The sequence below is a fragment of the Streptomyces sp. NBC_00335 genome, from assembly GCF_036127095.1.
Lineage (GTDB): Bacteria > Actinomycetota > Actinomycetes > Streptomycetales > Streptomycetaceae > Streptomyces.
In genome coordinates this window covers 5504785-5528312 of sequence record NZ_CP108006.1, presented here as the reverse complement: position 1 = coordinate 5528312, position 23528 = coordinate 5504785, and the positions used below count along the sequence as shown (strand labels likewise).

Genomic DNA, 23528 nt, shown 5'->3' with positions numbered 1-23528 from the left:
GCGGTTTCCTCGGTCCCTTGTCTCAGCAGAGCCGGGGCAGTTCGGCGCCGAGGAGTTCCTCAAGCTGGGTCTCGCGGCCGTCCTTGTCGCGCAGCAGCACCAGGGCCTCGGTGTCCTCGGAGATCTCGCCGATGGTGACCGCGTGCTTGCCGTAGGGCAGCGAGCGCAGGGCGGCCAGTACGTCGGCCTCCGCCTCCGGGGCCACGAAGACCGCGAGGCAGCCCTCGTTGGCGCAGTGCAGCGGGTTGATGCCGAGCATGTCGGCGGCCATGGCGGTCTCGTGCTGGATGGGCAGGTCGTCCTGGGCGACGCGGATGGTGCGGCCGAGCTTGTGGGCGTACTCGTGGAGCACGGCGGTCAGCCCGCCGCGGGTGACGTCGCGCATCGAGCGGACGGCGCCGGCCTCCACGGTCGACAGGACGGTGTCCACCAGCCCGTTGAGCGGGGCGCAGTCGCTGTCCACGCGCTGCTCGAAGCCGAGGCCCTCGCGGATGGAGAGCAGGTGCACCGTGTGGTTGCCGATGGGGCCGCTGAGGATCACCTTGTCGCCGGGGCGCACGTCGGTCATGGTGAGCGGCTCGCGCTCGAAGACCCCGACGCCCGCGGTGTTCAGGTAGATCTGGTCGGCCTCGCCCTTGCGGACCACCTTGGTGTCCCCGCCGACGATCTGTACGCCGGCCTCGCGGGCGGTGTCGCGGATCGACTCCAGGACCTGGACCAGCTTGGGGATGGGGAGTCCGGTCTCCAGGATCATCCCGAGGGTGAGGTACTTGGGCCGGGCGCCGGCCACGGCCAGGTCGTTGACGGTGCCGCAGACCGCGATCTTCCCGATGTCCCCGTTGCCGAAGAACGGCGGGTCGATCACGAAGGAGTCGGTGGTCATCGCGATGCGGTCGCCCTCGATCTTGAGGACCGCGCTGTCCTCCATGATGCCGACGTACACGTCGCCGAGGGTCGCCGCGATCAGCTGGACCAGGTCCTGGCTGAGCTTCGCGCCGGTGCCGTGGTCGAGGACGATGAATTCGGTGGGATCCACGCTCGTGGTCATGCCTGTTCCTTTCTGGAACGGGGAGTTGAGGTGCGGGGCGTGGTCACGGGGTCTTGATGTTCTTGCGGGGCAGCCCGCCCTCGGCGTCGAGGACCTTGATGACCTCGGCGGAGTCGCTCACCGTGGCGCAGTAGCCCTCCAGCCAGTCCAGGGCGCGCTGCTTGTCGTCCAGGCGGGCCGAGACGACGCAGTCGGACGGGACCCAGATGTTGTAGCCGCGGAAGAAGGCGTCGGCGGCGGTGGTCTGGACGCATATCTGCGTCTGCATGCCGGTGATCAGCACGGTGTCCACACCGAGGGCCTGGAGGCGCTCGTGCAGGTCGGTCTCGTAGAACCCCGAGTCCTTGCTCTTCTCCATGACGACGTCCTCGGGGGCCAGGAAGGCCTCGATGATGTCGGCGCCGTGGGTGCCGCGCTGGACCGGGAGGTGGCCGTCGTAGCGCTCGGCGTTCGGGTCGTCCGGGTCGTTGACGAGCTGCAGGTGGAAGATGTGGTGGCCGCGGCTGCGCATCTCGTCGAGGAAGCCGGTGAAGTGGGGGGTCGCGGCCTCGACGGCGGCGACGCGCTCCGGGTTCTTCTCGACCAGTTCGTACTGGAGGTCGTTGGTCAGGACGGCGATCTTGGACATGGCTGTGCCCTTCGGTGGAGTGGTGTGATCCCGGAACCCGGCCGGCGCACGTCGACGTGCGCCCCGGCGGGCGGTGGGTGGGGTGAGAGCTGTGGGTCGGGCCAGGAGGGGTGCGCACCGGCCGGTCGGCCGCGAAGGGCCGTGGCGCACGGGCGGATCGGCCCGGGGCGGGTGTACGGCCTGCTCGGTGCGGCGTGATCGGTGCGCGGGGGCCTGCGCGGCCGGGTCGGGCGGCGCGGCGATCAGGAGGGGCACGGATGCGCGTGCGGGTGCGCGACGGGTACTTCAGGCGTGGTGCGCGTACGAGGTGCTACGCGTACGGCCCGACGGTGGGGAAGTCAGCTCGCGACCGCGACGCGGTCGGACTCCAGCTCGTGCAGCCAGGTGCCGGTGGCCTCGAAGTGGGCCGTGATGTCGGCGAGCCGGGCATGCATGTAGAAGCCCGTGACGGGGCGGCCGTCGGCGCGGGCGTAGTCGGGCAGCCGGCCGTACTCGCGGAAGCCCAGGCGCTGCCAGAGCACGGAGGGACCGTCGTCGCGGACTTCGAGGGTGATGACGTCGCAGCCCATCTCGCCGACCTTGCGCAGGGCCTCGGCCCAGCCTTCGAGCAGGAACTGCCCGCGGTAGTCGGGGGCGACGACGCAGCGGCGCATCTCGACGATGTGACGCCGGGCGGGCAGCGGGGCCCGGGCGAGCGTCACCATGCCGACGATGCGGCCTTCGTCGGTGCGGACGTGGAGGAGCTCGACGGCGCCCTTGCGCAGGTCGGCCTCGAAGGCCCGCATCAGGGGCAGGCCCTTCTCCAGGCCCACCGGTTCGTAGAAGCCGAGGGTCATCTCCTTGACCGCGACGGCGTCCATCAGCTCGATCATTTCGCGCATGTCCTGTTCGGACAGTTCGCGAGGCCATGAATAGTGCATCGTCTTCCTTGGTGAGTAGACGGGTGGAGCAGCCGGACCCCGGACATCACGGCACCGCCCCCGTGGGGGCTGTGCGGCACATCTGGTACGCAATGCCCGGGATCGCCGGACTGCGGGAGCGTCGGCCCTTCGGCCCTTCAGGGCCTTGCCGGCAGGTGGAGGCCGGTCGGTCAGACCGAAGCGGTGGCCTTCGTCTGCAGGTTGGTCTGGACGGCGGCGGCCGGTGCGGCCTGGGTCAGCAGCGAGGCGTCGGCGCCGGCGCCGAGCACGGTGGCCGCGTAGACCTCGACGAAGTAGGACACGAAGAGCGAGTTGATCTTGATGAGGTGCTCGACGAAGCGCTCCTCGTCGGACTCGTCCTTGATGATGCGCATGATCAGGTTCCAGACCATGTCGACGTGGTCGTCGTCGTCGTCGAGGGCCAGGTGGGCACGGGCACCCTTGGTCTTGTCGGCGCCGACGTGCTGCTCCATGATGTCCAGCCAGTCGGGCTGCGTCTTGCCCGCGATGTACTCCAGGTAGAACCCGCTGATCATCGCGGCCAGCGGACCCTCGGTGGCCATCGTGTAGTAGAAGTAGCCGTTGAGCAGCTCGGTGGCGAAGGTCGGACGGATCGCGTAGATCTCCTCGTCCGTCATGCCGACCTTGTGCAGGTCGCCGGCGAACATGCGGTCGTGGCGGCCCTCCTCCGCGCCGTACATGCCCCACTCCTTGCAGAGCTGCGGGTCGCGGGTGGCCCAGTAGTTGGCGATGAGCGGGTCGACGGCGCGCTTGAGGCCGATCCGGATCATCGTCTCGACGTTGTGCCGCTTGTACAGCTCGAGGTCGAACTTCTCCTTGTCGAGCATCCCGTCGGCGCCCGCGCTGCGCTCGTAGAAGTCCCGCTCGAACTTCAGCAGGAGCTCGTCGACGCGCTTGCGGAACTCAGGGCGCTGCAGGTTGGAGTACGTGTTGTACGACTTACTACGAGGCATCTCATCCCCAGCCGAGATCGTTGGCTACCTGACCCGGACCAGCGGGGGCGGCGAGGTTCGCCGCACCACTGGTCGACGGGGCCAGGAAGACGGTCACCGCGAAAGTTGCCGCAATGGCGATGAGGAAACTCGCTATACGTGGCATGCTTGCCTGCCCCTCAAGATGTCCTGCGGTCCGGATCAGCTTCGGGCTCATCCTGTCCGTTCTACGACATCCGGAGCCATCCCTTTCTGGGATCATGTTGCCGCTGGCGAAAACATGACAGGGGGATGAATTGAACACAATCAGACAAGTCCACCCTTTTCCCGTGCCCCGGCTTACCCCTGCCGGAGACCGTCTCTACCGGTTCTGTACACAGACACCGGGAACAACAAGCGAAACCGCTGCCGCGGCCCTCGGCATGACCACCGAGGAAATAGAGGCGGCCGCGGCTTCCCTGGACACCTTGGGACTGCTCAGCAAGTGCCCCGGGACCGAGATCTACACCCCGTACCCCGTGGACCACGCGCGCATCAAGGTCCTCAACCCCGCGCAGCACAGCCTGAACGAGACCCAGACCTTCCTCGATCAACTGCGCGGGGATCTCGATCTATTGACCCTCACCACGGCGCACCTGAAGGACGACACGGCACTGGAGTTGGTACCGGGCGTAGGGGACGTCCGCAAACTCATCGCCGGTCTCGCGGTCGGCTGCCGCACCGAGGTCATGACCTCCCAGCCCGGAGGGGCCCGGGACACGGAGGTGCTCCAGGAAAGCCTGGAGCGCACGGAACGACTGCTGGAGCGCGGGGTCCGGATGCGGACCCTGTACCAGCACACGGCCCGGTTCAGCCCGGCCACGGCCTCCTTCGTCGGGCGGGTCGCACCGCTCGGGGCGGAGGTGTGCACGCTCGCGCACGGTTTTCCGCGCTGCATCATCTTCGACAAGGAGGTGGCGATCTTGCCGCTTTCCGACGGATCCCACGGAGCGGCAGTATCGAAAAATAGCCACCTTGTCTCATTTCTTGTGGAGGCTTTCGAGCGGGCCTGGAGCGCGGCCGAGAAATTCACCTCGGACGATGATCGGCCGGCGCGCGCGGCCATTACCTCCGACATTCAGCAGACCATCGTCTCGCTGCTCATTCAGGGTGAATCGGACAACCGAATAGCGCATGTGGTCGGCATATCGTTGCGGAATTGCCAACGCCACATTGCGAACATCATGAAGAGCATCGGAGCCCGCAACCGGCTGCACGCCGGATATCTGCTGGGCAAGGAGCCTTTCAACGGCGTCTGAGCCTCCGGTCGCCCGGGCCGCGCGCATGCGGGCCGGGCGACCGGGGAGCCGGAAGCGTTCCCGCTAGCGACCGCCCGACGCCGGAAGCGGAACCGGGCCGGCGCCACGTGCGGGCGCCGCCGCGGCCGCGGGCGCCGACGCCGGGCCGGACACCTCCGCGGCCTGCGGCCCCTTCGCCGCAGCCTCCGCTTCCCCCCCGGTTCCCGCCTCCGCTTCCGGCGCCGCCGCGGGCCGGGGCTTCGGGGGCACCAGCGAGGTCACCGCCACCCCGCCGACCAGCAGGACGGCCGCGATCCAGCGCAGCCCGCTCACGCCCTCCCCCAGCACCAGCGCCGCCGAGCTCATCCCGAAGACCGGCACCAGCAGCGAGAAGGGGGCGACCGAGGAAGCGGGATAGGTGCGCAGCAGGAACCCCCACGCCCCGAACCCGAACACCGTGGTGATCCAGGCGAGGTACAGGATGACCCCGACCCCGCTCCAGTCGAGTCCGCGCAGCGCCGCCAGGTCCCGCTCCGGGCCCTCCAGCAGGAGCGAGAGCCCCGCCAGCGGCAGCACCGGCACCACGCTCACCCACACCATGAAGTTCAGCGCGTCGGGCGGGGAGGCCTTGCGGGTCAGCACGTTGGACACGCCCCAGCACGCGGCGGCCGCGATCACCATCGTGAAGCCCAGCACCGGCCCGGAGGCGCCCTCGTCCACGGCGGCCACCGCGATCCCCGCGAAGGCCACGGTCATGCCCGCGATCCGCAGCCGGCCCGGCCGTTCCTTCAGTACGACGGCCGCGAACACGGCCGTGAACACCGCCTGCGCCTGGAGGACCAGCGAGGACAGCCCGGCCGGCATCCCGTTGTCCATCCCGGTGAACAGCAGCCCGAACTTCGCGATGCCGAGGACCACGCCGACCGCGATGATCCACTTCCACGCCACCTTGGGCCGCCCGACGAAGAACACCGCCGGCAGGGCCGCGACCAGGAAGCGCAGGGCGGACAGCAGCAGCGGAGGGAACGAGCCGAGCCCGAACTCGATGACGACGAAGTTGAAACCCCAGACCGCGGCTACGAGGACCGCGAGGGCAGTGTGCATGGGTCGCATGATCCGAGCATCGGCTCATCAACCGTTTAGCACCAGCACGGATGTCTTCAGGGTCGGATGTAGCAATGCTTCATCCGGGGATCCGCCGGGCCTAAGCTGACCGGCATGCTCGACCTCTCCCGGCTGCGCGCCCTGCACGCCGTCTCCGTCCACGGCTCGGTCGGCGCGGCCGCGGCCGCCCTCGGGTACACCCCCTCCGCCGTCTCCCAGCAGATCGCCAAGCTGGAACGGGAAACCCGCACCACCCTCCTCGAACGCCACGGCCGCGGGGTCGCCCTCACCGAGGAGGCCAAGCTGCTGGCCGCGACGGCCCAGCAGCTGATGGACATCTCGGAGCAGGCGGAGACCGCGCTGGAGGAGTCCCGCGGCCAGCCCATCGGCCGACTGCGGGTCGCCGCCTTCGCCTCGGCCGCCCGCGGTCTGCTCCCCGGGGTCCTGGCGGACCTGGCCCAGCGTCACCCGGCCCTGGAGGTACGGCTCACCGAGATCAATCCGCACCTGTCGATGGACCTGGTCTCGCGCGGGGTCACCGACCTGGCCGTGACCCACGACTGGGACATCGCCCCGCTGCCCGCCCCCGAGGGCGTGGAGCAGGCGGTGATCGGCGACGACCGCTGCGACCTCCTCGTGCCCGCCGGGCACCCCTTCACCTCCCGGACCGTCATCCACCGCTCCGACCTGGGCGGGCAGCGCTGGGTCTGCCAGCCGCCCGGCCGGGTCTGCCACGACTGGCTGGTGCGGACCCTGCGCACGGCCGGGTTCGAGCCCGACATCACGCACGTCGCCGAGGAGAACCACACCATCGTCTCGCTGGTCGCCGCCGGGCTCGGGGTGGCCGTCGTACCGCGGCTGGGCACCGGGACGCTGCCGCCCGGCGCGGTGGCCGTACCGCTGGAGCCGGGCCCCGTACGCCGGTTGTACGCCCTGTGGCGGACCGGGGCGGCCCGCCGGCCCGCGATCACCGAGGCCGTACGGACGCTGCGCGAACACTGGCCCCGAGTGGCACCCCGTACGGGGGACTCCGCGAGTGTCCCCCGCTCCGAGGGCCCCGCCCCGCAGTAGCGTCCGGCGCGTGCCGAACCACGCCTCACGCCGGACCCTGCTCACCGTGGCCGCCGTGGCCGCCGTCACCGCCGCGGGGGCCGCGTCCGCCGCGGTGGGCCCCGACCGGGACCCCGGCGGCCCGGCCCCCGACGACCCCCGGCCCGGCGACCGAGCGCCGGGGCACACCCCGGCCCCCCGGGTGCGGCCGCGCGAGACGATGGCGCGGATGAGCCTGGCCGAACTGGTCGGGCAGCTCTTCGTATCGCGGGCGTACGGGCACTCGGCCACCGAGCCCGACCCCGAGGACGCCGCGCTCAACCAGCAGCATTTCGGGGTGCGCACCCCCGCCGAGCTGGTCGCCCGCCACCACCTCGGCGGGATCGTCTACTTCGGCTGGGCGCACAACACCCGCTCCCCGCGCCAGGTCGCCGAGCTGTCGGCCGGGCTCCAGCGGGCGGCCACGGCCCCCGCGAACGGAGCCGCGGGCATCCCGCTGCTGCTCTCCATCGACCAGGAGCACGGCGCCGTCGCCCGCGTGGGCCGGCCCGCGACCCTGCTCCCGGGGGCCATGGCGCTGGGAGCCCTGGCCCTGGGGACCGGCGGTTCCACCGCCGAGGCCCGCCGGGCCGCGCGCATCGCGGGCGCCGAGCTGGCGGCCATGGGCATCCGGCACAACTACGCCCCGGTGGCCGACGTGAACGTCGACCCCGCCAACCCCGTCATCGGCGTACGGTCCTTCGGCGCCGACCCGCAGGCCGTGGCGGCCCTGGTCGCCGCCCAGGTCCGCGGCTACCAGGGCGCCGGGGTGGCCGCCACGGCGAAGCACTTCCCGGGGCACGGGGACACCGGGACCGACAGCCACGTCGGGCTGCCGCTGATGACCCACACCCGCGCGCGGTGGGAGGAGCTGGACGAGCCGCCGTTCCGGGCGGCCGTGGAGGCCGGCGTGGACGTGGTGATGACCGCGCACATCGTCTTCCCCGCGCTCGACCCCTCGGGCGATCCGGCGACCCTCTCGCGGCCCATCGTCACCGGGATCCTGCGCGAACGCCTGGGCTTCCGCGGAGTGGTGGTCACCGACGCCCTCGACATGGCCGGGGTCCGCCAGAAGTACGGGGACGACCGGGTCCCGGTGCTGGCCCTGAAAGCGGGCTGCGACCAGCTGCTGAACCCGCCGGACCTGGGGCTGGCCGTGCGCAGCGTGCTGGCGGCCGTGGAGTCGGGCGAGCTGACGCGGGCCCGGATCGAGGAGTCGGTGCTGCGGATCCTGGAACTGAAGGCCCGCCGGGGCCTGTTCGAAGCGGCCGCGCAGGAGGGCGACGCGGCGCGGGCGATGGACGCGGTGGACGCGGCCGTCGGCATCCCGGCGCACCTGGCGGCCGCCGGGGAGATCGCGGACCGCACGACGACCCTGCTGGCCAATCCGGTGGGACTGCTGCCACTGGATCCGGCGGACCGGCCACTGCTCCTGGTCACCGGGACCGACCCGGTCTCCCCCACGGGTACGACCGGACCCCCTACCGCGGTACTGGCCCGGGAGCTGTCCGCGCTGGGCTGCCGGGCGACGGCCCTGCCGCCCGCCCGCGCGGTGGCGGCCGCGCCCGGCAACGCCGCCGTGCTCGTGTGCACGTACAACGTCCCCGTCGGCGAGAGCCCGCAGCGCGAGCTGGTCACCCGGCTGCTGGCCACCGGGGTGCCGGTGGTCCTGGTGGCGATCCGCAACCCCTACGACCCGGCCCGGCTGCCGGCCTGCGCGGCCGAACTGGCCACCTACACCTGGACGGACGTGGAGCTGCGGGCGGCGGCCCGGGTGGTCACCGGGACCGTACGCCCCAGGGGGCGCCTGCCGGTCCCGGTGCCGGGCCGCTACCCGCTGGGCCACGGGCTGGCGTACGGGTGACCCCGTACCCCGCCCGCGGCCTCGGGCCCTGCCGAGCTACGGAGCTACCGAGCTACGGGCGCAGCATCGGCTCACGCTCGATGTCGCGCTGGTCGAGCGTCGCGTCCGGCTTCGCCAGCGGCGCGACCTTCGCCGCGCCGGTGGGCGCGGTCGCCGGGGCGACTCCGGCCCACTTGAGGATCTTCTCGGTGGCCAGCGCCTTCTCGGCCTCCATGAGCTTGGAGACGTTGGCCCCGTGGTTGGCGCCCGGAGCGGTCATCACGTAGCTGTCGCGGGCCCCGTAACCGAGGTGGAACGGTTCGGCACCCCACGGGTCGTTCTGCCCGTAGACGAAGAGCATCTGGTTGGCGTTGTTCTTCACCCAGGTGTCCACGTCCCGCATCGCCGCGGGCTGGAAGGTCATCGGGATGTCGCGGGGCACGAAGTTGCGCGGCGGCTGGTAGCCGTAGCGGCTCAGGCCGTCCAGGTGGGACTGCTTGATGTCGGGGGAACCGAGCTGGGTGCCCGCCTGGTAGTAGTACGGGGTGTACGTCTCCAGGCCCTGGTCGGCGTAGGCCGAGAAGCCGGAGATCGCGTCGATCGTGTCCCAGATCTCCTGGTCGGACGCGGTGGCGGCGGCCGGGATCGTGGCGCAGTCGGCGAGCAGGCTGTACTGCCAGAAGGCCCACGTGTAGTCGAGGACGACGGCCTCGAAGGCCTTGTCGAGGTTGCCGACGGTGGTGAAGGTCCAGCCGTTCTCGGCGGCGGCGACCGCGTACTTGGCCTCCAGCGGCTCGCGGCGCACGAGCGCCTCGCGCTGCACCGCGTTCAGCTTGTCGCGGCACTCCTTGGTGCCGACCTTGGCGAAGAACCGGTCGTAGGCCGAGTCCTCCTTGTTCACCACGTCGTTGGGCGCGACGTACGCGACGACGCCGTCCATGTCGCGCGGGTAGAAGCGCTCGAAGTAGGTGGCGGTCATGCCGCCCTTGCTGCCGCCCGTGGACAGCCAGTTCTTCTTGTAGACCTTCTTCAGCGCGGTGAAGATCCGGTGCTGGTCACTGGCGGCCTGCCAGATGTCGAGGTTCGCCCAGTTGGCCGGGTCGGGCCGGGACGGGGTGAAGAACCGGTACTCCATCGACACCTGGTTGCCGTCGATTATGGTCGTCGGCTCACTGCGGCGCGGGTTGGTGTTGACGTTGTAGCCGGAGGTGAAGAACACCGTGGGCCGTGTGACGTCCTTGTGCAGCAGGGTCAGGCGCTGCTTGAAGGTGCCCTTCCACGGCGCGCGGTGATCGACCGGCTGCTCGTAGTTCAGTACGAAGAAGCGGTAACCGGTGTACGGCTTCTCCTCGATCAGGGTCATCCCCGGGATCGCGAGGATCCGGTCCTTGATGTCTTCCGTGGCTGCCGTGGCATCCGTGGCGGTGGCATCCGTGACGGCGGACGGTTCCGCGGCGGTGGCCGCTTGCGCCGTGGTGCCGGCCGCACCCGCGGTGCCGATCAGCACCGCGAGCGACAGCAGCCATCCGAGCTTCTTGCGCATTCACACTCCCCATGAGTTCACATCGGTCGCCGTGAACCTAGCCGGGGGAACACATGACTGAACAGACCTAGTTGGGCCGCTCCCTCAGCACAGGATCCAGCCGGAATCCACGGATCCGGACCCCACGCTCCCCTTTACATACACGCAGCGGTTGATCGCGTGGACGCTGACGGGTCCGGCGTACCGGGTGAATTGCCCCGCGTCGCGCACCGGGTAGCCGCCGCGCGGCTGGATGCTCACCGACATCGACCGCCGCTGACCGGGCGCGCGGGCGACGGCCACCGCGCAGGCCCGGTCGCGGGTCTTGTACACGCGCACCTCACCCGTGGAGAACGGCAGCGTCCGCACCAGGTTCCCCGCGCACCCGCCGGTCGCCGCATGCGCCGGCTGCGCCGTGAGCAGCCCGGCCGCGCCCAGCCACAGCGTCACCGTGACCACCACCGCGCGGGCCGCCCATCGCCCGTGCCGGTTCCGCGCCTTCAACACCCTGTCCCCCATCGGTCGTACGTACAACGTGCGTACGTTCGTACGACGCCCGACCCCCTCGATTGGTTGCGTGGAACAAGCACTCAGCCCGTGGAGCCCGCCCGGCCGGTCATGGCGTAGGGCCTGCCCCGTACGCCGCACCGTGGTCGAAGACCGACTCGCGCGGCCGGACCAGGGTGGCGACGGCGATCGACTGGAGGTGGGTGGTGCGCACGGCGGGCAGGTTGGCCTCGCCGAAGATCCCGCCCGTCGCTCCCGTGCCGCCGTTGTACGGGATCCCCGGCAGGCAGCCGATGTGCGAGTCGTTGACCTTGAGCATGCCGCCGTTGACCACCTCCTCGCAGAACCGCTCGACGACCCGCTCGTCCTGGGTCCACAGGGAGTTGCGCAGGCCGTAGCGGTTGGCGTTGAGGAAGGCGATGGCCTCCTCCAGCCGGAACGGCGCCTCGGGCACGACCACGCACAGCAGCGGGAAGAAGGTCTCCTCGCGGAAGGCGCGCAGCCGGGCCGCCTGGGCCAGCCCGTCCACCCGGACGACCGCCGGGCGGATGAAGGGTCCCGACGCCGAGGGCTCGTCGTCCACGTCCACGAACTCCCCGCCGCACAGAAGCTCCCCGCCGGCCGCCAGCACCTCGCCGAGCACCTCGGTGAACTCCGCCCGCTTGACCACCGGACTCAGCACCGTGCGCGGATCCTCCGGCGGTCCGGGCCGGATCTGCCCCACCTGCTCCACCAGTTCCTTCAGCAGCCGGTCGGCCACCTCGGGGTGGACGATGGCGAACTTCGGGGTCATGCAGATCTGCCCGGAGCCGTAGTACCGCTCGCACAGGGCCCGCGCGGCGAGATCGGCCTCGGCGTCGTGCCACACCAGCACCCCGTCGTTGCCCGACAGTTCGAGTACGGGCTTCTTCCCCGCGGCCACGCACTCCCGCTCCAGCTTGAGCCCCTGCTCGGAGCCGCCGAAGAAGACCAGGTCGTCGCAGTCGGGGCTGTCCAGCCACTGGCGCACCACGGCGCGGGCGTGGGTGCAGAGCACGTTCAGGGTGCCGGGCGGGGCGCCGAGCCGTTGCAGGAGCGGGGCCACGATCTCCCGGTAGACGAAGCCGACGCCCAGCGGGGCGGTGGGCGGCGCGTTGACGATCAGGCTGTTGCCGGCGGCGAGCGCCAGCGCCCCGTAGAAGGAGTTGGAGGTCGGGGCGTTGCGCGGCGGGCTCAGGCACACCACCCCGTCCGGCTTGCGCACCATGCGGGTGCGCCGGCCGGCCGCGGTGCGCTCGGGCTCCCGCAGCCGCCCGGCGAAGTCGGCGACGGAGTCCGGGTGGAAGGAGGCGGCCACGGAGTCCAGCTCCCAGGCGGCCAGCCGTACGGGGTGACCCTCGGCGACCAGCAGGCCGGTCAGCTCCTCGCGCCGCTCCACGACGGCCCGGTGGACGCCGTGCAGCAGCTCCAGCCGGTCCGCGAGCGGGATCGCCGCCCACCCCGGCCGGGCGGCGCGGGCGGCGGCCAGGGCGCGCAGCCCCTGCTCGGGGGTGGACATGGCCACGCGCCCCGCCAGCAGCCGGTCGTCGTACGGCAGGTCCTCGCCGCGCTCCAGCCTGGCCTTGAGCCCGAGCACCTCGTACGGCTCGCGCAGGAGACGGCCCACCCGCGGCCAGTAGATCCATCGGGTGCCCGGCTCCTCGACGCCGTTGACCCATACCTCGTAAGAGTGCATCCACAACTTCCTAGCGGGATAACGGGAGTTCGTGATCACGCAGGAGATTACGCTAGGTGAGGGAAAGACCCCGTACCGTAGCCGTGAAAGGCAACCGATATGACGAACGACCTGCTCGACCGCAAGCTGGACCGCGCCTTCGCCCACCTCGACGTCAACGAGGACCAGGTGATCGACGAGCACGACATCATCGGGCTCGGTTCCCGCCTGCTGTCGGCCCTCGGCGAGCCGGCGACCTCGCCCAAGGCGACCCAGGTGATGGGCGGGCTGGTCGACTTCTGGCAGGAGCTCTTCACCGAGCTGGACATGGACCGGGACGGGAAGGTCACGCCGGAGGAGTACAAGCAGGGCATGACCCGCCTCTTCCGGGACGACCGCGCGGCCTACGACAAGTCCTTCCGGCCGATGGCGCACGCGATGCTCCTGGTCGTCGACAAGGACGACGACGGCCGGATCAGCCCCGAGGAGTTCCAGAAGGCCCAGACGGCCTTCGACACGAAGCTGAGCCACGCGGACACCGAGGCGCTCTTCGCCCGGATCGACGCCGACCACGACGGGTTCCTGTCCGTGGACGAACTCCTCGGCGCGGTGCGGGAGTACTACACCGGCACCGAGGAGGACGCCCCGGGCAACCTGCTCTTCGGCGAGCTCTAGCCCTGGCTCCTGGCTCCTGGCCCCTCGCCCCGGCTCCGCTACGCCGCGGCGGCCGGCTCGTCCTCGCCCGCGAAGGTGCGCCACAGCTCGGCGTACCGGCCGCCGCGGGCCAGGAGTTCGGCGTGGGTGCCGTCCTCCGCGACCCGGCCGCGGTCCATGACCACGACCCGGTCGGCGCGCGCGGCCGTGGTCAGCCGGTGCGCCACGACCAGGGTGGTGCGCTTGCCCGCGAGCCGGTCGGTGGCCTGGTTGACCAGGGCCTCGGTGGCCAGGTCGAGGGCGGCGGTGGCCTCGTCGAGCAGCAGGACGTCGGGGTCGACGAGCTCGGCGCGGGCCAGCGCGATCAGCTGGCGCTGGCCGGCGGAGAGGTTGCGGCCGCGCTCGGTGACGGTGTGCAGGTAGCCGCCGTCCAGCGTGGCGATCATGGCGTGGGCGCCGACCGCGCGGGCGGCGGCCTCCACCTGGGCGTCGCTCGCCTCGGGCCGCCCGTAGGCGATGGCGTCGCGGACGGTCCCCGGGAAGAGGTACGGCTCCTGGGGGACGACGCCGAGGCGGTGTCGGTAGCCGGTCAGGTCCAGCTCGCGCAGGTCCACCCCGTCGGCGGTGACCCGGCCGGAGGTCGGATCGTAGAACCGGGCGACCATCTTGACCAGCGTGGACTTGCCGGCTCCGGTCTCGCCGACGAAGGCGACGGTCTGCCCGGCGGGGATGCGCAGGCTGATCCCGGTGAGAGCCGGTTCCTTCTCCCCGCGCTCCTCGGCCGTGCCGTACGAGAAGCCGACTCCCTCGAAGGCGATGTCGCCGCGCAGCTCGGGGACCGGGCGGGGGTCGGCCGGGCGGGGGGTGCTGGTGGGCTCGCGCAGCAGGCCCTGGATCCGGCCGAGGGAGACGGTGGCCTGCTGGTAGCCGTCGAAGACCTGGGAGAGCTGCTGCACGGGGGCGAAGAACAGGTCGATGTAGAGCAGGTACGCGACCAGCGCGCCGGTGGTGAGCGTGCCAGCCTCCACCCGCCCGGCGCCGACGATCAGTACGGCGGCAGCGGCCCCCGAGGACAGCAGCTGCACGAAGGGGAAGTAGACGGATATCAGCCACTGGCCGCGGACCCGGGCCTCGCGGTACGAGTCGCTGCGCTCGGCGAACCGGACGGCGCCGGCGCGCTGGCGGCGGAAGGCCTGGACGATGCGCAGTCCGGCCACGGACTCCTGGAGGTCGGCGTTGACCAGCCCGACCCGGTCGCGGGCGAGCTCGTAGGCGGCCACGGACTTCCGGCGGAAGAAGACGGTGCCGATGATCAGCACGGGCAGCGTGGCGAAGACGATCAGCGCCAGCTCCACGTCCAGGATCAGGAGGGCGACCAGGATGCCGAAGAAGGTGAGGAGGGAGACGACGGCGGTGACGAGCCCGGTCTGCAGGAAGCTCGACAGGGCGTCCACGTCGGTGGTCATCCGGGTCATGATCTTGCCGGTCAGCTCGCGCTCGTAGTAGTCGAGGCCGAGGCGCTGGAGCTGGGCGAAGATCTTGACGCGCAGGGCGTAGAGCACGCGCTCACCGGTGCGGCCGGTCATCCGGGTCTCGGCGAACTGTGCGGCCCACTGGGCCAGGACCACGCCGAGCGCGAGGAGGGACGCCGCCCAGACGGCGCCGAGGGCGGCCGCTTCGACGCCCTGGTCGATGCCGTGCCGGATCAGGATGGGCAGGAGCAGTCCGGAGCCGGCGTCGAGGGCGACCAGGCCGAGGGATATCGCGAGCGGGGCCCAGAAGCCGCGCAGCAGGCGGCCGAGGTTGTAGCTGTCCTCGGCGGACTCGGCGCGGGTCTCGTCCACGTCGGGGGTGTCGTCGGCGGGCGGCAGCGCGGCCACCTGCGCGAGCAGTTCGGGGGTGGCGGACATCCCCGCGGGGGCGGTGGTCTTCTCGTCCGCCTCCTCCTGGCGCTGCCAGAGCTCGGGGGTGATCCCGCCGGCCACCCGGCGCTTGGCGTTGACCGGCTCGGAGTCGATCTCGGCTTCGAGCTCGATGCCCCGCTCGATGTCCCGCTCGAACTCCTCCATCGCCGGCGCCTCGGGCGTCCGCGGGGAGCCCGCGCCCAGCGCGTCCGGGTCGGTGAGCAGCCGCCGGTACAGGGCGGAGCGGCGCTCCAGCTCCTCGTGCGTACCGACGTCGGAGAGCCGCCCGTGGTCCAGTACGGCGATCCGGTCGGCGAGCGCGAGCGTGGAGCGGCGGTGGGCGATGAGCAGGGTGGTGCGGCCCGCCATGACGGCGCGCAGCGCCTCGTGGATCTCGTGCTCGACGCGGGCGTCGACGGCGGAGGTGGCGTCGTCGAGGAGCAGCAGGCGGGGGTCGGTGAGGATGGCGCGGGCGAGCGCGATGCGCTGGCGCTGGCCGCCGGAGAGGGTCAGGCCCTGCTCGCCGACCTTGGTGTCGTACCCGGCGGGGAGGGCTTCGATGAACCCTTCGGCCTGGGCGGCGCGGGCGGCGGCGCGGACCTGTTCGTCCGTGGCGCCGGGGTGTCCGTAGGCGACGTTGGCGCGGATGGTGTCGGAGAAGAGGAAGGAGTCCTCGGGCACGAGCCCGATGGCATCGCGCAGGGAGTCGTAGGTCAGCTCGCGCACGTCGTGGCCGCCGACGCGGACGGCACCGCGGTCGGCGTCGTAGAAGCGCGGCAGCAGCAGCGAAACGGTGGACTTCCCGCTGCCCGAGGAACCGACGAGGGCGACGGTCTCCCCCTCGGCGATCGACAGGCTGAACCCGTCGAGCACGGGCCGCTCGGGGTCGTACCCGAAGCGCACGTCGTCGAACTCGACGGTGGCGGACGCGTCCGCGGGGAACTCCTTCGTCCCCTCCTGGATCACCGGCTCGGTGTCGATGAGCTCGAAGACCCGCTCCGCGCCGGCGCGGGCCTGCTGGCCGACGGTGAGGACCATGGCGAGCATGCGGACGGGGCCGACGAGCTGGGCGAGGTAGGTGGAGAAGGCGACGAAGGTACCAATGGTGACCTGCCCCTTGGTGGCCATCCAGCCGCCGAGGGCCAGCATGGCGACCTGGGCGAGGGCCGGTACGGCCTGCAGCGCCGGGGTGTAGCGGGAGTTCATCCGGATCCCGCGCATCCGCCCGGCGAACAGCCGGCGCCCGGCGTCGCGGAGCTTGCCGGTCTCCTGCTCCTCCTGGCCGAAGCCCTTGACGACGCGGACCCCGGTGACGGCCCCGTCGACGACGGTGGCGACGGCGGCGGCCTGGCTCTGGGCGTACCAGGTGGCGGGGAAGAGCTTCTTGCGGCTGCGCTTGGCGATGAACCAGAGGGCGGGGGCCATGAGCAGTGCGACGACGGTCAGCAGCGGCGAGAGCCACAGCATGATCCCGAGGGATATCCCGAAGAGCAGGAAGTTGCCGATGGTCATGGGCAGCATGAAGAGCAGCCCTTGGATCAGCTGGAGGTCGGTGGTCGCCCGCCCCACGACCTGCCCGGTGGACAGCTCGTCCTGGCGGCGGCCGTCGAGCCGGGCGATGGTGTCGTACATGTCGGTGCGCAGGTCGTGCTGCACGTCGAGGGCGAGCCGCCCGCCGTAGTACCTGCGGATGTAGGTCAGCACGTACACGAGGAGCGCGGCGCCTATGAGCATCAGCGCCCAGGGCGTCATGGGCTTGCTCCGGTCGCCGATGACGTCGTCGAGGATCACCTTGGTGACGAGCGGCACGAGCGCCATGACGGCCATGCCGCCGAGCGAGGATCCGAGGGCCAGCAGCACATTGGCCTTGTACCGCCAGGTGTAGGCGGCGAGCCGCCTCCCCCACCCCTGTTTGCTTCCAGCCGCCGATTCCGCCGTCGCCGTAGCCACGTACTGCCTCCCCGTTCGTCCTGCCCTACCGGAAGCGCCAACGCTCCGACCGGCGGATTTCATCCCGCCGCAACAATTCGAACTGGGTTGCGCGGGTTCCGCGCGCGGTGCTGGGCCTACGGGGGCGGGCGGAGCCCTACGGGGCGTCGAACTCGTACTCCAGTACGTAGGCGGCGGAGTCGAGGACCATCTCGTTGACCTCGACCACCCGGCCGTCGGGGTCGAAGGCGGTACGGACGACCAGCACGACGGGCGTCCCGGCGGCCAGCCCGAGGCTCGCGGCCTCCTCGGCGCCGGGCATCCGCGAGCGGACCTCCTCGCGGAACCGCGCGGGCTTGTGGCCGAGCTCGGCGAGGCGTGCGTAGATCCCGCCGGGGCCGGTGTCGGGCTCGGTGATGGGCGTACCGGCGACGAGGGCGGCGTCGAGGTAGGAGGTCGCGAACATGACGGCCTTCCCGTCGAGCAGGAACCTGCGGCGCCGGACGCAGCCGAGCGAGCCTTCGGCGAGACCGAGCACGGCGGCTACGGCATCGGGCACTGGTTCCGCAGTGACCCCGATGAACTCGACGACGGGGTCCCGGTCCTCGGTATCGGCGTCCCAGATGGAACGCCCCTCGCCCCACACGCCAGTGGCCAGACGCTGAATCCCCCGCCGCCGGATGAGCCGGAACGTCCGGACGAAGACCCCGGCGCCCTTGCGCGCTTCGGTCAGCCCCTCGGACTGGAGCACCCCGAGCGCCTGCCGAGCCGTCATCCGGGCCACGCCGTAGGAGGCCATGAGGTCGTTCTCCCCGGGCAGCCGGTCACCCGGCCCGTACTCGCCCGATGCGATGGCGTCCTTCAGGGCGGCGGCGATGCGCTTGTACTTGGGCTGGCGTACGGCGCCGTCACTCGGCATGCGGTCCTCCCTGATCATCTCTAGTCATCCTAGGCACCCCATGGGGACGGAGTGACGACAAGCTCGTCCATCCTGAGACCGAGCGGGACACATCTCTAGAGAAAGCTTGACCGGCCCACAACTGAACGCTTCACTAATCGGGCATCTCTAGAGAGGCGACGCCATGACAGTGCTGCATGCCGGCGAGATCTTCTGGCTTGTGCCCCGCAACACCCGCGCTCCCAGCCGGGCCCGCGCGCTGCTGCGCGAGCAGGCCACCGCGTGGGGCATCGGAACGACACCCGCCGAGGCGGCGGAGCTGCTGCTCTCCGAGCTGGTCACCAACGCCGTACGGCACTCGCATGCTCCGCAGGGCCGGGACCTCGGCATCCGGCTCGCCCGCTACGGCGGGCTGCTGCGCGTGGAGGTCGCCGACGCCGGCCCCGCCGTGAAGCTCACGCCACAGGTGGTGGCGGACACCGACGAGCGGGGCCGGGGACTCGCGATCGTCGCGGCCCTGGCCGAGCGGTGGGGGCAGTGCCCCCGGCTCCACGGGATCGGCAAGGCGGTCTGGGCCGAGGTCAGGGTGTAGGCAGCCGCTTCACCACGGGGGGCTTCGCCAGCGGCTTGTTCTCGCAGCCGAGGGCTTCGGTGACGCGGCGGGTCATGAGGTAGGTGAGCGTCGTCTGCCGGTCCTTGGCCGCTTGGTCGATGTCGGCCGGGAGGATCTCCGTCGGGGAGATGTTGACCACGTACGAGGCGTTCGCGTACAGCCATGCCGTCTTCGAGGGCTCGGCGAGGTCTCCGGGCATGTCGCACCGGACGAACAGCTTCGTGGAGAAGTAGTTGCTCTGACCGAAGGCTCCGTTCACCTCGAACCGGCCCGCCTCGCGCAGGGGCTCCTCGACGAACTTCGACGTGCGGGGCGCCCACCCGGCGCTGAACGCCGCGCCCTCGGACCGCGTGGGCGGCCTGAAGGTGCAGGTGGATGGCGCGAACGTCTCCTTCGCCGGGTCCATCTCCCGCAGTTCGCGCCCCAGCTTCTCCACGAGACGGCTCGTGCGGTTGGGGATGAAGGTCCTGAAGGCATCCACGTCCGTACCCGGAGCCGTCCCCCTACCGAGGATCTCCCGGAGGAGGACGTCCTCCTCCGAGGAAGGAGTGATGTCACACAGGTGGTCGGCCTTCGCCTCGGTCTCGCCTGCGGTGCACGACGCCAGCGTCAGCACGGCGAGCACGGCGGCCGCAGACCGCGCGAGGGTTTTCCGCAGATCAAGGCCGCAGGTGCCCACGAGCAGCCTCCCGTCCGGTCGAGTAGGAGCTGTTCGCCGTGTTCTGGGCGTGCTCGAAGGCCTGGTCGCCCTGGATGTCGCGGTCCTTGCCCCAGGCCGCGAACAGAGCGTTGGTCCCCTCCACGCCCGCCGCGTAGTTGTTGCTGGACTCTTGCTTACTCAGCTCCTCGGCGGCGTCCTTGACGTCCTCGACCCAGTGGTAACCCGCCACGTCGATCAACGAGCCTCCGATCGTGCTCACCACCGGTATCTCGCCGATGAGGCCGTTGGCCCCGGCGGCCGAGTACGTGGACGTGGCCTCCGCCCACTCGACCTTGTCATCCTCCTTGTCTTTGTGCACGTCAGCCCCGATGCCGTTGAGGGCGCCGTTCGCCACGCCGATCTCATGCGCACGGTTGTCCCAGTCGGCGCTCCCCGAGTGCGGGGAATCGGCCGTGAACACGGGGGCGTCCGAAAGCAAGCCCGCCGAATAGGCCCGCTCCGCCTCGACCATCAGCGCGTAGGACGGGCCGTCGTCCGCGATCCCCCGCATCACGCGGATCAGACTGCCCTGGCCCACCGCGATCTGGGACCGGTCGCCCGAGCCGTGAATGGAGTCGGAGCCCCTGACGCTCCCCAGGTCGGGGTTCTGCCCGCCCAGGATCTCGTGCGTGTCCGCGACGTAGTCGACCAGCGCCTTCGCCATCGGCTGGCGCAGGCCCTCCCTGTCCTTCGGGAACTCATCTCCGCCCATGTCGTCGTCCAGCAGGCGGATCGAATCGTGCATCACCCGCGCCTGACCCTCCGTGTGCGGACCGGGCGGGCCCAGCTTCTCGCCGTCCACGTGGCCCGTGGCCGCCGCCTGGATGGCCGCGCCGAGGCCGGCCGTCTTGTCGTTCTGGATCTCGATCGGCTGGCCCACGCCCGTCGAGATCCAGGGGTCCGGCATGTCGCGGTCGGTGAGGAGGTACTTCAGGTGCTCGTTCTTGTTGCCGGGGGCCTCGGGGTCCAGGAAGTGCGTCGCCGCGTCCGGGTCCTTGGCCATGATGCCCAGGAGGCCGTCCAGCGGGTCCGTGACCAGGTTCGGGCGCTGGGAGTCGTAGGCGTGGTCATACATGTGGGGCTTCGACTTCTCGGCCTCGATCATGCCGTCGCCGAGGTCGTTCAGGAACTGCTTGCCGTAGCCGTCGCCGCGCTGCATCAGCGTCACCAGGGACTGGTAGCCGTACGTCGGGCGCAGGCCGTCGGCGACCAGGGCCGGGCCCTGTTCCTTCAGGCCCGCCATGAAGGGCTTGTAGGCGTAGCTCTCCGGGTCCTTCGTGCCCGAGGCGATGGTTCCCGCGAGGCCCGTGCCGATGGACTCGTAAAGCTTCTTGTCGGCTGCCGAGGCGCCGCGTTCGTTGGACGCCAGGTTGAGCTGGTCGGCCAGGTGGACGGTGTCCTTGGCGCCCAGCGAGTGCAGGTACGCCTCGCTGAAGTGGCTGTCCTTCGCGTTCTGGCGGAGCAGATCGTCGTAGTGCTTGAGGTCGTCCGGGGAGGCGTCGCCCGACTGGATCTTCTGGGTGAGGGCCAGGGCCTCCACCGCCTCCACGTCGCCGACGGCCCGGGAGTTGAAGCCGAAGAGGGAAGTGCCGTCGGCTCCGGACGCGTTGAGGAGGGCGATGCGTACGTCCTCGTCGAACTCCGTGACCGCCTTGACCGCGTCCGCGATGCTCCGGGTCCAGGACCGCTCGATCTCCGGGAGGTCGGGGTCGTGCCGGATCGCGTTCACGGAGGCGGGGTCGGCCTTGCTGAAGTCGTAGCTCGCGATGCCCGCGTCCGAGACCTTCATCCCGGCCTTGACCGCGTCCGCGACGGCGGAGGTCACCCGGCCCTTGAGGTCCGTGAAGCGGGCGTGCGCGTCGCGGAGCAGGGACTCCATGGCAAGCGCCTGGGTCTGCGCCGCGTCGAACTCCCGGCGGGTGATGGCCGCGTTGTTGCTCGCCGTCTGCGCGCTGCTGCCCAGCCAGCCGTTTCCACTGGAAACGCTCTGGACTTCCTTCTCGTAGACGTCTTCCATCGTCTTGAACTGCGTCGCCATCGACTTCCAGCCGTCGGCGGCCGTGACGAGCGCCCCGAGGTCGGTGGTGACGATCTCCTGGTAGTTCGGCATCGCGTCTCCGTCTCCCCTACAGGCCCGAGAGCTTGGACGTGACCGGCTGGAAGCCCTGGCCCGTCAGCTGGTCGTTGCCGGTGAAGAGGTTCGACGCCCCGCGCAGGGACGTCTTCTCCGAGTTCAGGCGTCCCATCAGGCGCTTGACCTGGTCGTCCCAGTGCGTGTGCGCCTTCGTCAGGCCCGTCGCGGTCTCCCAGCCGGCGAAGGCCTTGACCGCAGCGGTCGTCGGCTCGTCGGCGGCGTCCGCCGCCTTCGTCGTCCCCGGCTGGAGGACGTTCTCGATGGTGTCGGCCGCCTTCTTTTTCTCGGGCGGGGCCGTCGCGAGGACTCCGGTGCCCGGCGCGGTCGTGGATTGCCGCTGCTGGGCCCACTGCTGCTCGAACGACACCGCTCCCCCAAAGATGTGCGACCGGCGATTTGCGCCCGGGACTGACCGGTACCAACCTAACCCGGTCCGCGCACCCCTCAGACGTGGGTGGGTGCGAACATCCTCAGCTTGGCCGGGAGTAGCAGGAGCGAAGGACCCGGGGTCTTCAGGGACTTGGCCAGGTCCGCGCGGAGGGATTCCGGGGTGGTCGTGGTCGCCGGGATGTCGAAGGAGGCCGCCAGCGCTACGAAGTCGGGGCCGGTCAGCGCCGTTCCCGTCTCGCAGCCGTACTCGCGCAGGATGCCGTAGCCGCCGTCGTCCACGATCAGCCAGGTGACGTCCAGGTCGTGCTGGCGGGCGGTGGCCAGGTCGGCGATCGAGTACATCGCGCCGCCGTCGCCGGAGACCGCGAGGACCGGGGTGTCCGGCTCCGCGACGGCCGCGCCGAGGGCCGCCGGGAAGGCGTAGCCGAGGCCGCCCGCGCCCTGCGCCGAGTGCATGGTGTTGGGGTGCTTGGCGTCGAAGGCCGACCACGCCCAGTAGGACAGGATCGTCATGTCCCAGAAGGACGGGGAGCGGGGCGGGAGGGCCTGGCGGATCGAGGTCAGGAGCTGCTGCTCCAGGGTCAGGTCCTGCTCGGCCAGCCGGGTCGCGATGTCGGCGAGGAGCAGGGCGACGCGCTCGGGGGCCTGCGGGTCGGGGCGCTCGGCGACCGTTTCGAGGAGTGCCTGCAGGGCGAGGCGGGCGTCCGCGTGGATGCCGAGGCCCGCGTGGTTGGACTCCAGCTTGCCGAGGTCCGCCTCGATCTGGACGACCCGGCCCTCCGGGAAGAACGTGTGGTAGTTCGAGGACAGTTCGCCCAGGCCCGAGCCGACCACCAGCAGGACGTCCGCGTCCTCCAGGAAGTCCGTCATGTGGCGGTCCTCCAGCCAGGACTGGAGGGAGAGCGGGTGGGTCCAGGGGAAGGCGCCCTTGCCGCCGAAGGTGGTGACGACGGGGGCGTTCAGGCGTTCCGCGAGCTGCTTCAGCTTGCCCGCCGCGTCCGAGCGGATCACCCCGCCGCCCGCGATGATCACCGGGCGCTCGGCGTTCTCCAGCCAGTGCGCCGCCAGCGCGGTCAGCTCCGGGCGCGGGGCCAGTTCGTGCGGGGTCGCGTCCATGCCCGTGACCTGCGGGATGACGGTTTCCGCGCGCAGGACGTCCTCCGGGATCTCCACCCACACCGGCCCGTGCGGGGCGGTCAGCGCCGATTCCCAGGCCTCGGCGATCACGGACGGGATCTGGGAGGGGGTCCGGGCGGTGTGCACCGACTTGACCACGTCCCGGAAGGAGGCCGACTGGTCGCGCAGCTCGTGCAGGTGGCCGCGCCGGCCGCCGCCCAGGCCCGGGGTAGGGACCTGCGAGGAGATCGCCAGGACGGGCGCCGACGCCGCCGCCGCCTCGGCCAGGGCCGGGAGCGCCATGAGCGCGCCCGGGCCCGTGGACAGCAGGAGCGGGGCCGCCTCGCCGGTCATCCGGCCGTACGCGTCGGCGGCGAACCCGGCGTTGTTCTCCGTACGGAGTCCGACCAGACGCAGGTCGGAGCGGCCGACGGCGTCGAAGAGGCCCAGCGCGTGCTGGCCGGGCAGCCCGAAGACGGTGGTCGCGCCGAGCGAGCGCAGCGTCTCCACGACCAGGTCCCCGCCCGTGCGCCCCGGCGGGGGCGCGAGCGCCGCCGCCTTCTGGGCTTCGGTGGGACGGAGTACCAGGTCGTGGTCGTGCGTCAC

At 71.1% G+C, this 23528-nt stretch carries 20 protein-coding genes; 5 read left to right on the top strand and 15 right to left on the bottom strand.

From position 1 onward, the window contains the following. Nucleotides 1-22: 22 nt before the first annotated feature. The 5 genes from hypE to OHA37_RS24880 form a co-directional block, all read right to left on the bottom strand. Entirely contained in the window at nt 23-1048 is a 1026-nt protein-coding gene (gene hypE, locus OHA37_RS24900) for a hydrogenase expression/formation protein HypE (RefSeq protein ID WP_266908658.1), read from the bottom strand. Nucleotides 1049-1091: 43 nt separating this feature from the next. Then, nucleotides 1092-1676 carry a cysteine hydrolase family protein gene (locus OHA37_RS24895; RefSeq protein WP_266908656.1) on the bottom strand — a complete coding sequence of 195 codons (585 nt, stop codon included), beginning with the start codon at nt 1674-1676 and terminating at the stop codon, nt 1092-1094. A 338-nt stretch (nt 1677-2014) separates the two neighbouring features. After that, nucleotides 2015-2596: a GNAT family N-acetyltransferase gene (locus OHA37_RS24890; RefSeq protein WP_266908654.1), complete on the bottom strand. Its 582-nt coding sequence runs from the start codon at nt 2594-2596 to the stop codon at nt 2015-2017. 170 nt (nt 2597-2766) lie between these two features. Continuing rightward, nucleotides 2767-3570 (bottom strand): hypothetical protein, encoded by an 804-nt coding sequence (locus OHA37_RS24885; RefSeq protein WP_266908652.1) that lies wholly within the window; start codon nt 3568-3570, stop codon nt 2767-2769. Between the two features lies 1 nt (nt 3571). Then, entirely contained in the window at nt 3572-3766 is a 195-nt protein-coding gene (locus OHA37_RS24880) for a hypothetical protein (RefSeq protein WP_266908650.1), read from the bottom strand. A gap of 205 nt (nt 3767-3971) precedes the next feature. On the opposite strand from OHA37_RS24880, the gene OHA37_RS24875 reads away from it, so the two are divergent. Beyond that, on the top strand, nt 3972-4847 hold the full coding sequence (locus OHA37_RS24875) for a helix-turn-helix transcriptional regulator (protein WP_266908648.1): 876 nt from the start codon (nt 3972-3974) through the stop codon (nt 4845-4847). A gap of 63 nt (nt 4848-4910) precedes the next feature. On the opposite strand, the gene OHA37_RS24870 is transcribed toward OHA37_RS24875, so the two are convergent. After that, nucleotides 4911-5939 (bottom strand): EamA family transporter, encoded by a 1029-nt coding sequence (locus OHA37_RS24870; RefSeq protein ID WP_266908646.1) that lies wholly within the window; start codon nt 5937-5939, stop codon nt 4911-4913. A gap of 105 nt (nt 5940-6044) precedes the next feature. On the opposite strand from OHA37_RS24870, the gene OHA37_RS24865 reads away from it, so the two are divergent. Together OHA37_RS24865 and OHA37_RS24860 are read left to right on the top strand one after the other, a co-directional pair. Beyond that, a complete protein-coding gene (locus tag OHA37_RS24865; protein ID WP_266908644.1) occupies nt 6045-7001 on the top strand; it encodes a LysR family transcriptional regulator in 957 nt (318 codons plus the stop codon). A gap of 10 nt (nt 7002-7011) precedes the next feature. Further along, nucleotides 7012-8883, top strand: coding sequence for a glycoside hydrolase family 3 protein (locus tag OHA37_RS24860; RefSeq protein WP_266908642.1), 1872 nt, complete (start codon nt 7012-7014; stop codon nt 8881-8883). 52 nt (nt 8884-8935) lie between these two features. Here OHA37_RS24860 and OHA37_RS24855 read toward each other — a convergent pair whose 3' ends face one another. From OHA37_RS24855 to OHA37_RS24845, 3 genes are all read right to left on the bottom strand, one after another. Further along, the gene (locus OHA37_RS24855; RefSeq protein WP_266908640.1) at nt 8936-10405 is read right to left on the bottom strand and encodes a S28 family serine protease; all 1470 of its coding nucleotides are present in this window, start codon (nt 10403-10405) and stop codon (nt 8936-8938) included. Nucleotides 10406-10489: 84 nt separating this feature from the next. Beyond that, nucleotides 10490-10903: a hypothetical protein gene (locus OHA37_RS24850; RefSeq protein WP_266908638.1), complete on the bottom strand. Its 414-nt coding sequence runs from the start codon at nt 10901-10903 to the stop codon at nt 10490-10492. Between the two features lie 97 nt (nt 10904-11000). Then, complete coding sequence (locus OHA37_RS24845; protein WP_266908636.1) at nt 11001-12605, bottom strand: aldehyde dehydrogenase family protein; 1605 nt, start codon at nt 12603-12605, stop codon at nt 11001-11003. Between the two features lie 99 nt (nt 12606-12704). Between OHA37_RS24845 and OHA37_RS24840 the strand changes: the two genes are divergently transcribed. Next, the gene (locus OHA37_RS24840) at nt 12705-13259 is read left to right on the top strand and encodes an EF-hand domain-containing protein (RefSeq protein ID WP_266908634.1); all 555 of its coding nucleotides are present in this window, start codon (nt 12705-12707) and stop codon (nt 13257-13259) included. Between the two features lie 38 nt (nt 13260-13297). Here the strand turns inward: OHA37_RS24840 and OHA37_RS24835 are convergent, their stop codons facing one another. Beyond that, nucleotides 13298-17092, bottom strand: coding sequence for an ABC transporter ATP-binding protein (locus OHA37_RS24835; RefSeq protein ID WP_266908632.1), 3795 nt, complete (start codon nt 17090-17092; stop codon nt 13298-13300). 136 nt (nt 17093-17228) lie between these two features. Next, a complete protein-coding gene (locus OHA37_RS24830; RefSeq protein ID WP_266908630.1) occupies nt 17229-17990 on the bottom strand; it encodes a GntR family transcriptional regulator in 762 nt (253 codons plus the stop codon). 163 nt (nt 17991-18153) lie between these two features. Between OHA37_RS24830 and OHA37_RS24825 the strand changes: the two genes are divergently transcribed. Next, nucleotides 18154-18561, top strand: a complete 408-nt coding sequence (locus tag OHA37_RS24825; RefSeq protein WP_266908628.1) for an ATP-binding protein — start codon at nt 18154-18156, stop codon at nt 18559-18561. Here the strand turns inward: OHA37_RS24825 and OHA37_RS24820 are convergent. The 4 genes from OHA37_RS24820 to OHA37_RS24805 form a co-directional block, all read right to left on the bottom strand. After that, nucleotides 18551-19261 (bottom strand): hypothetical protein, encoded by a 711-nt coding sequence (locus tag OHA37_RS24820; protein ID WP_266908626.1) that lies wholly within the window; start codon nt 19259-19261, stop codon nt 18551-18553. The two genes, OHA37_RS24825 and OHA37_RS24820, sit on opposite strands and share 11 nt — an antisense overlap. Further along, entirely contained in the window at nt 19242-21392 is a 2151-nt protein-coding gene (locus OHA37_RS24815; protein ID WP_266908624.1) for a DUF6571 family protein, read from the bottom strand. Before OHA37_RS24815 ends, OHA37_RS24820 begins: the two co-directional genes overlap by 20 nt. Nucleotides 21393-21408: 16 nt before the next feature. Continuing rightward, the gene (locus OHA37_RS24810) at nt 21409-21783 is read right to left on the bottom strand and encodes a hypothetical protein (RefSeq protein ID WP_266908622.1); all 375 of its coding nucleotides are present in this window, start codon (nt 21781-21783) and stop codon (nt 21409-21411) included. 77 nt (nt 21784-21860) lie between these two features. Continuing rightward, nucleotides 21861-23528 carry a thiamine pyrophosphate-binding protein gene (locus OHA37_RS24805; RefSeq protein ID WP_266908620.1) on the bottom strand — a complete coding sequence of 556 codons (1668 nt, stop codon included), beginning with the start codon at nt 23526-23528 and terminating at the stop codon, nt 21861-21863.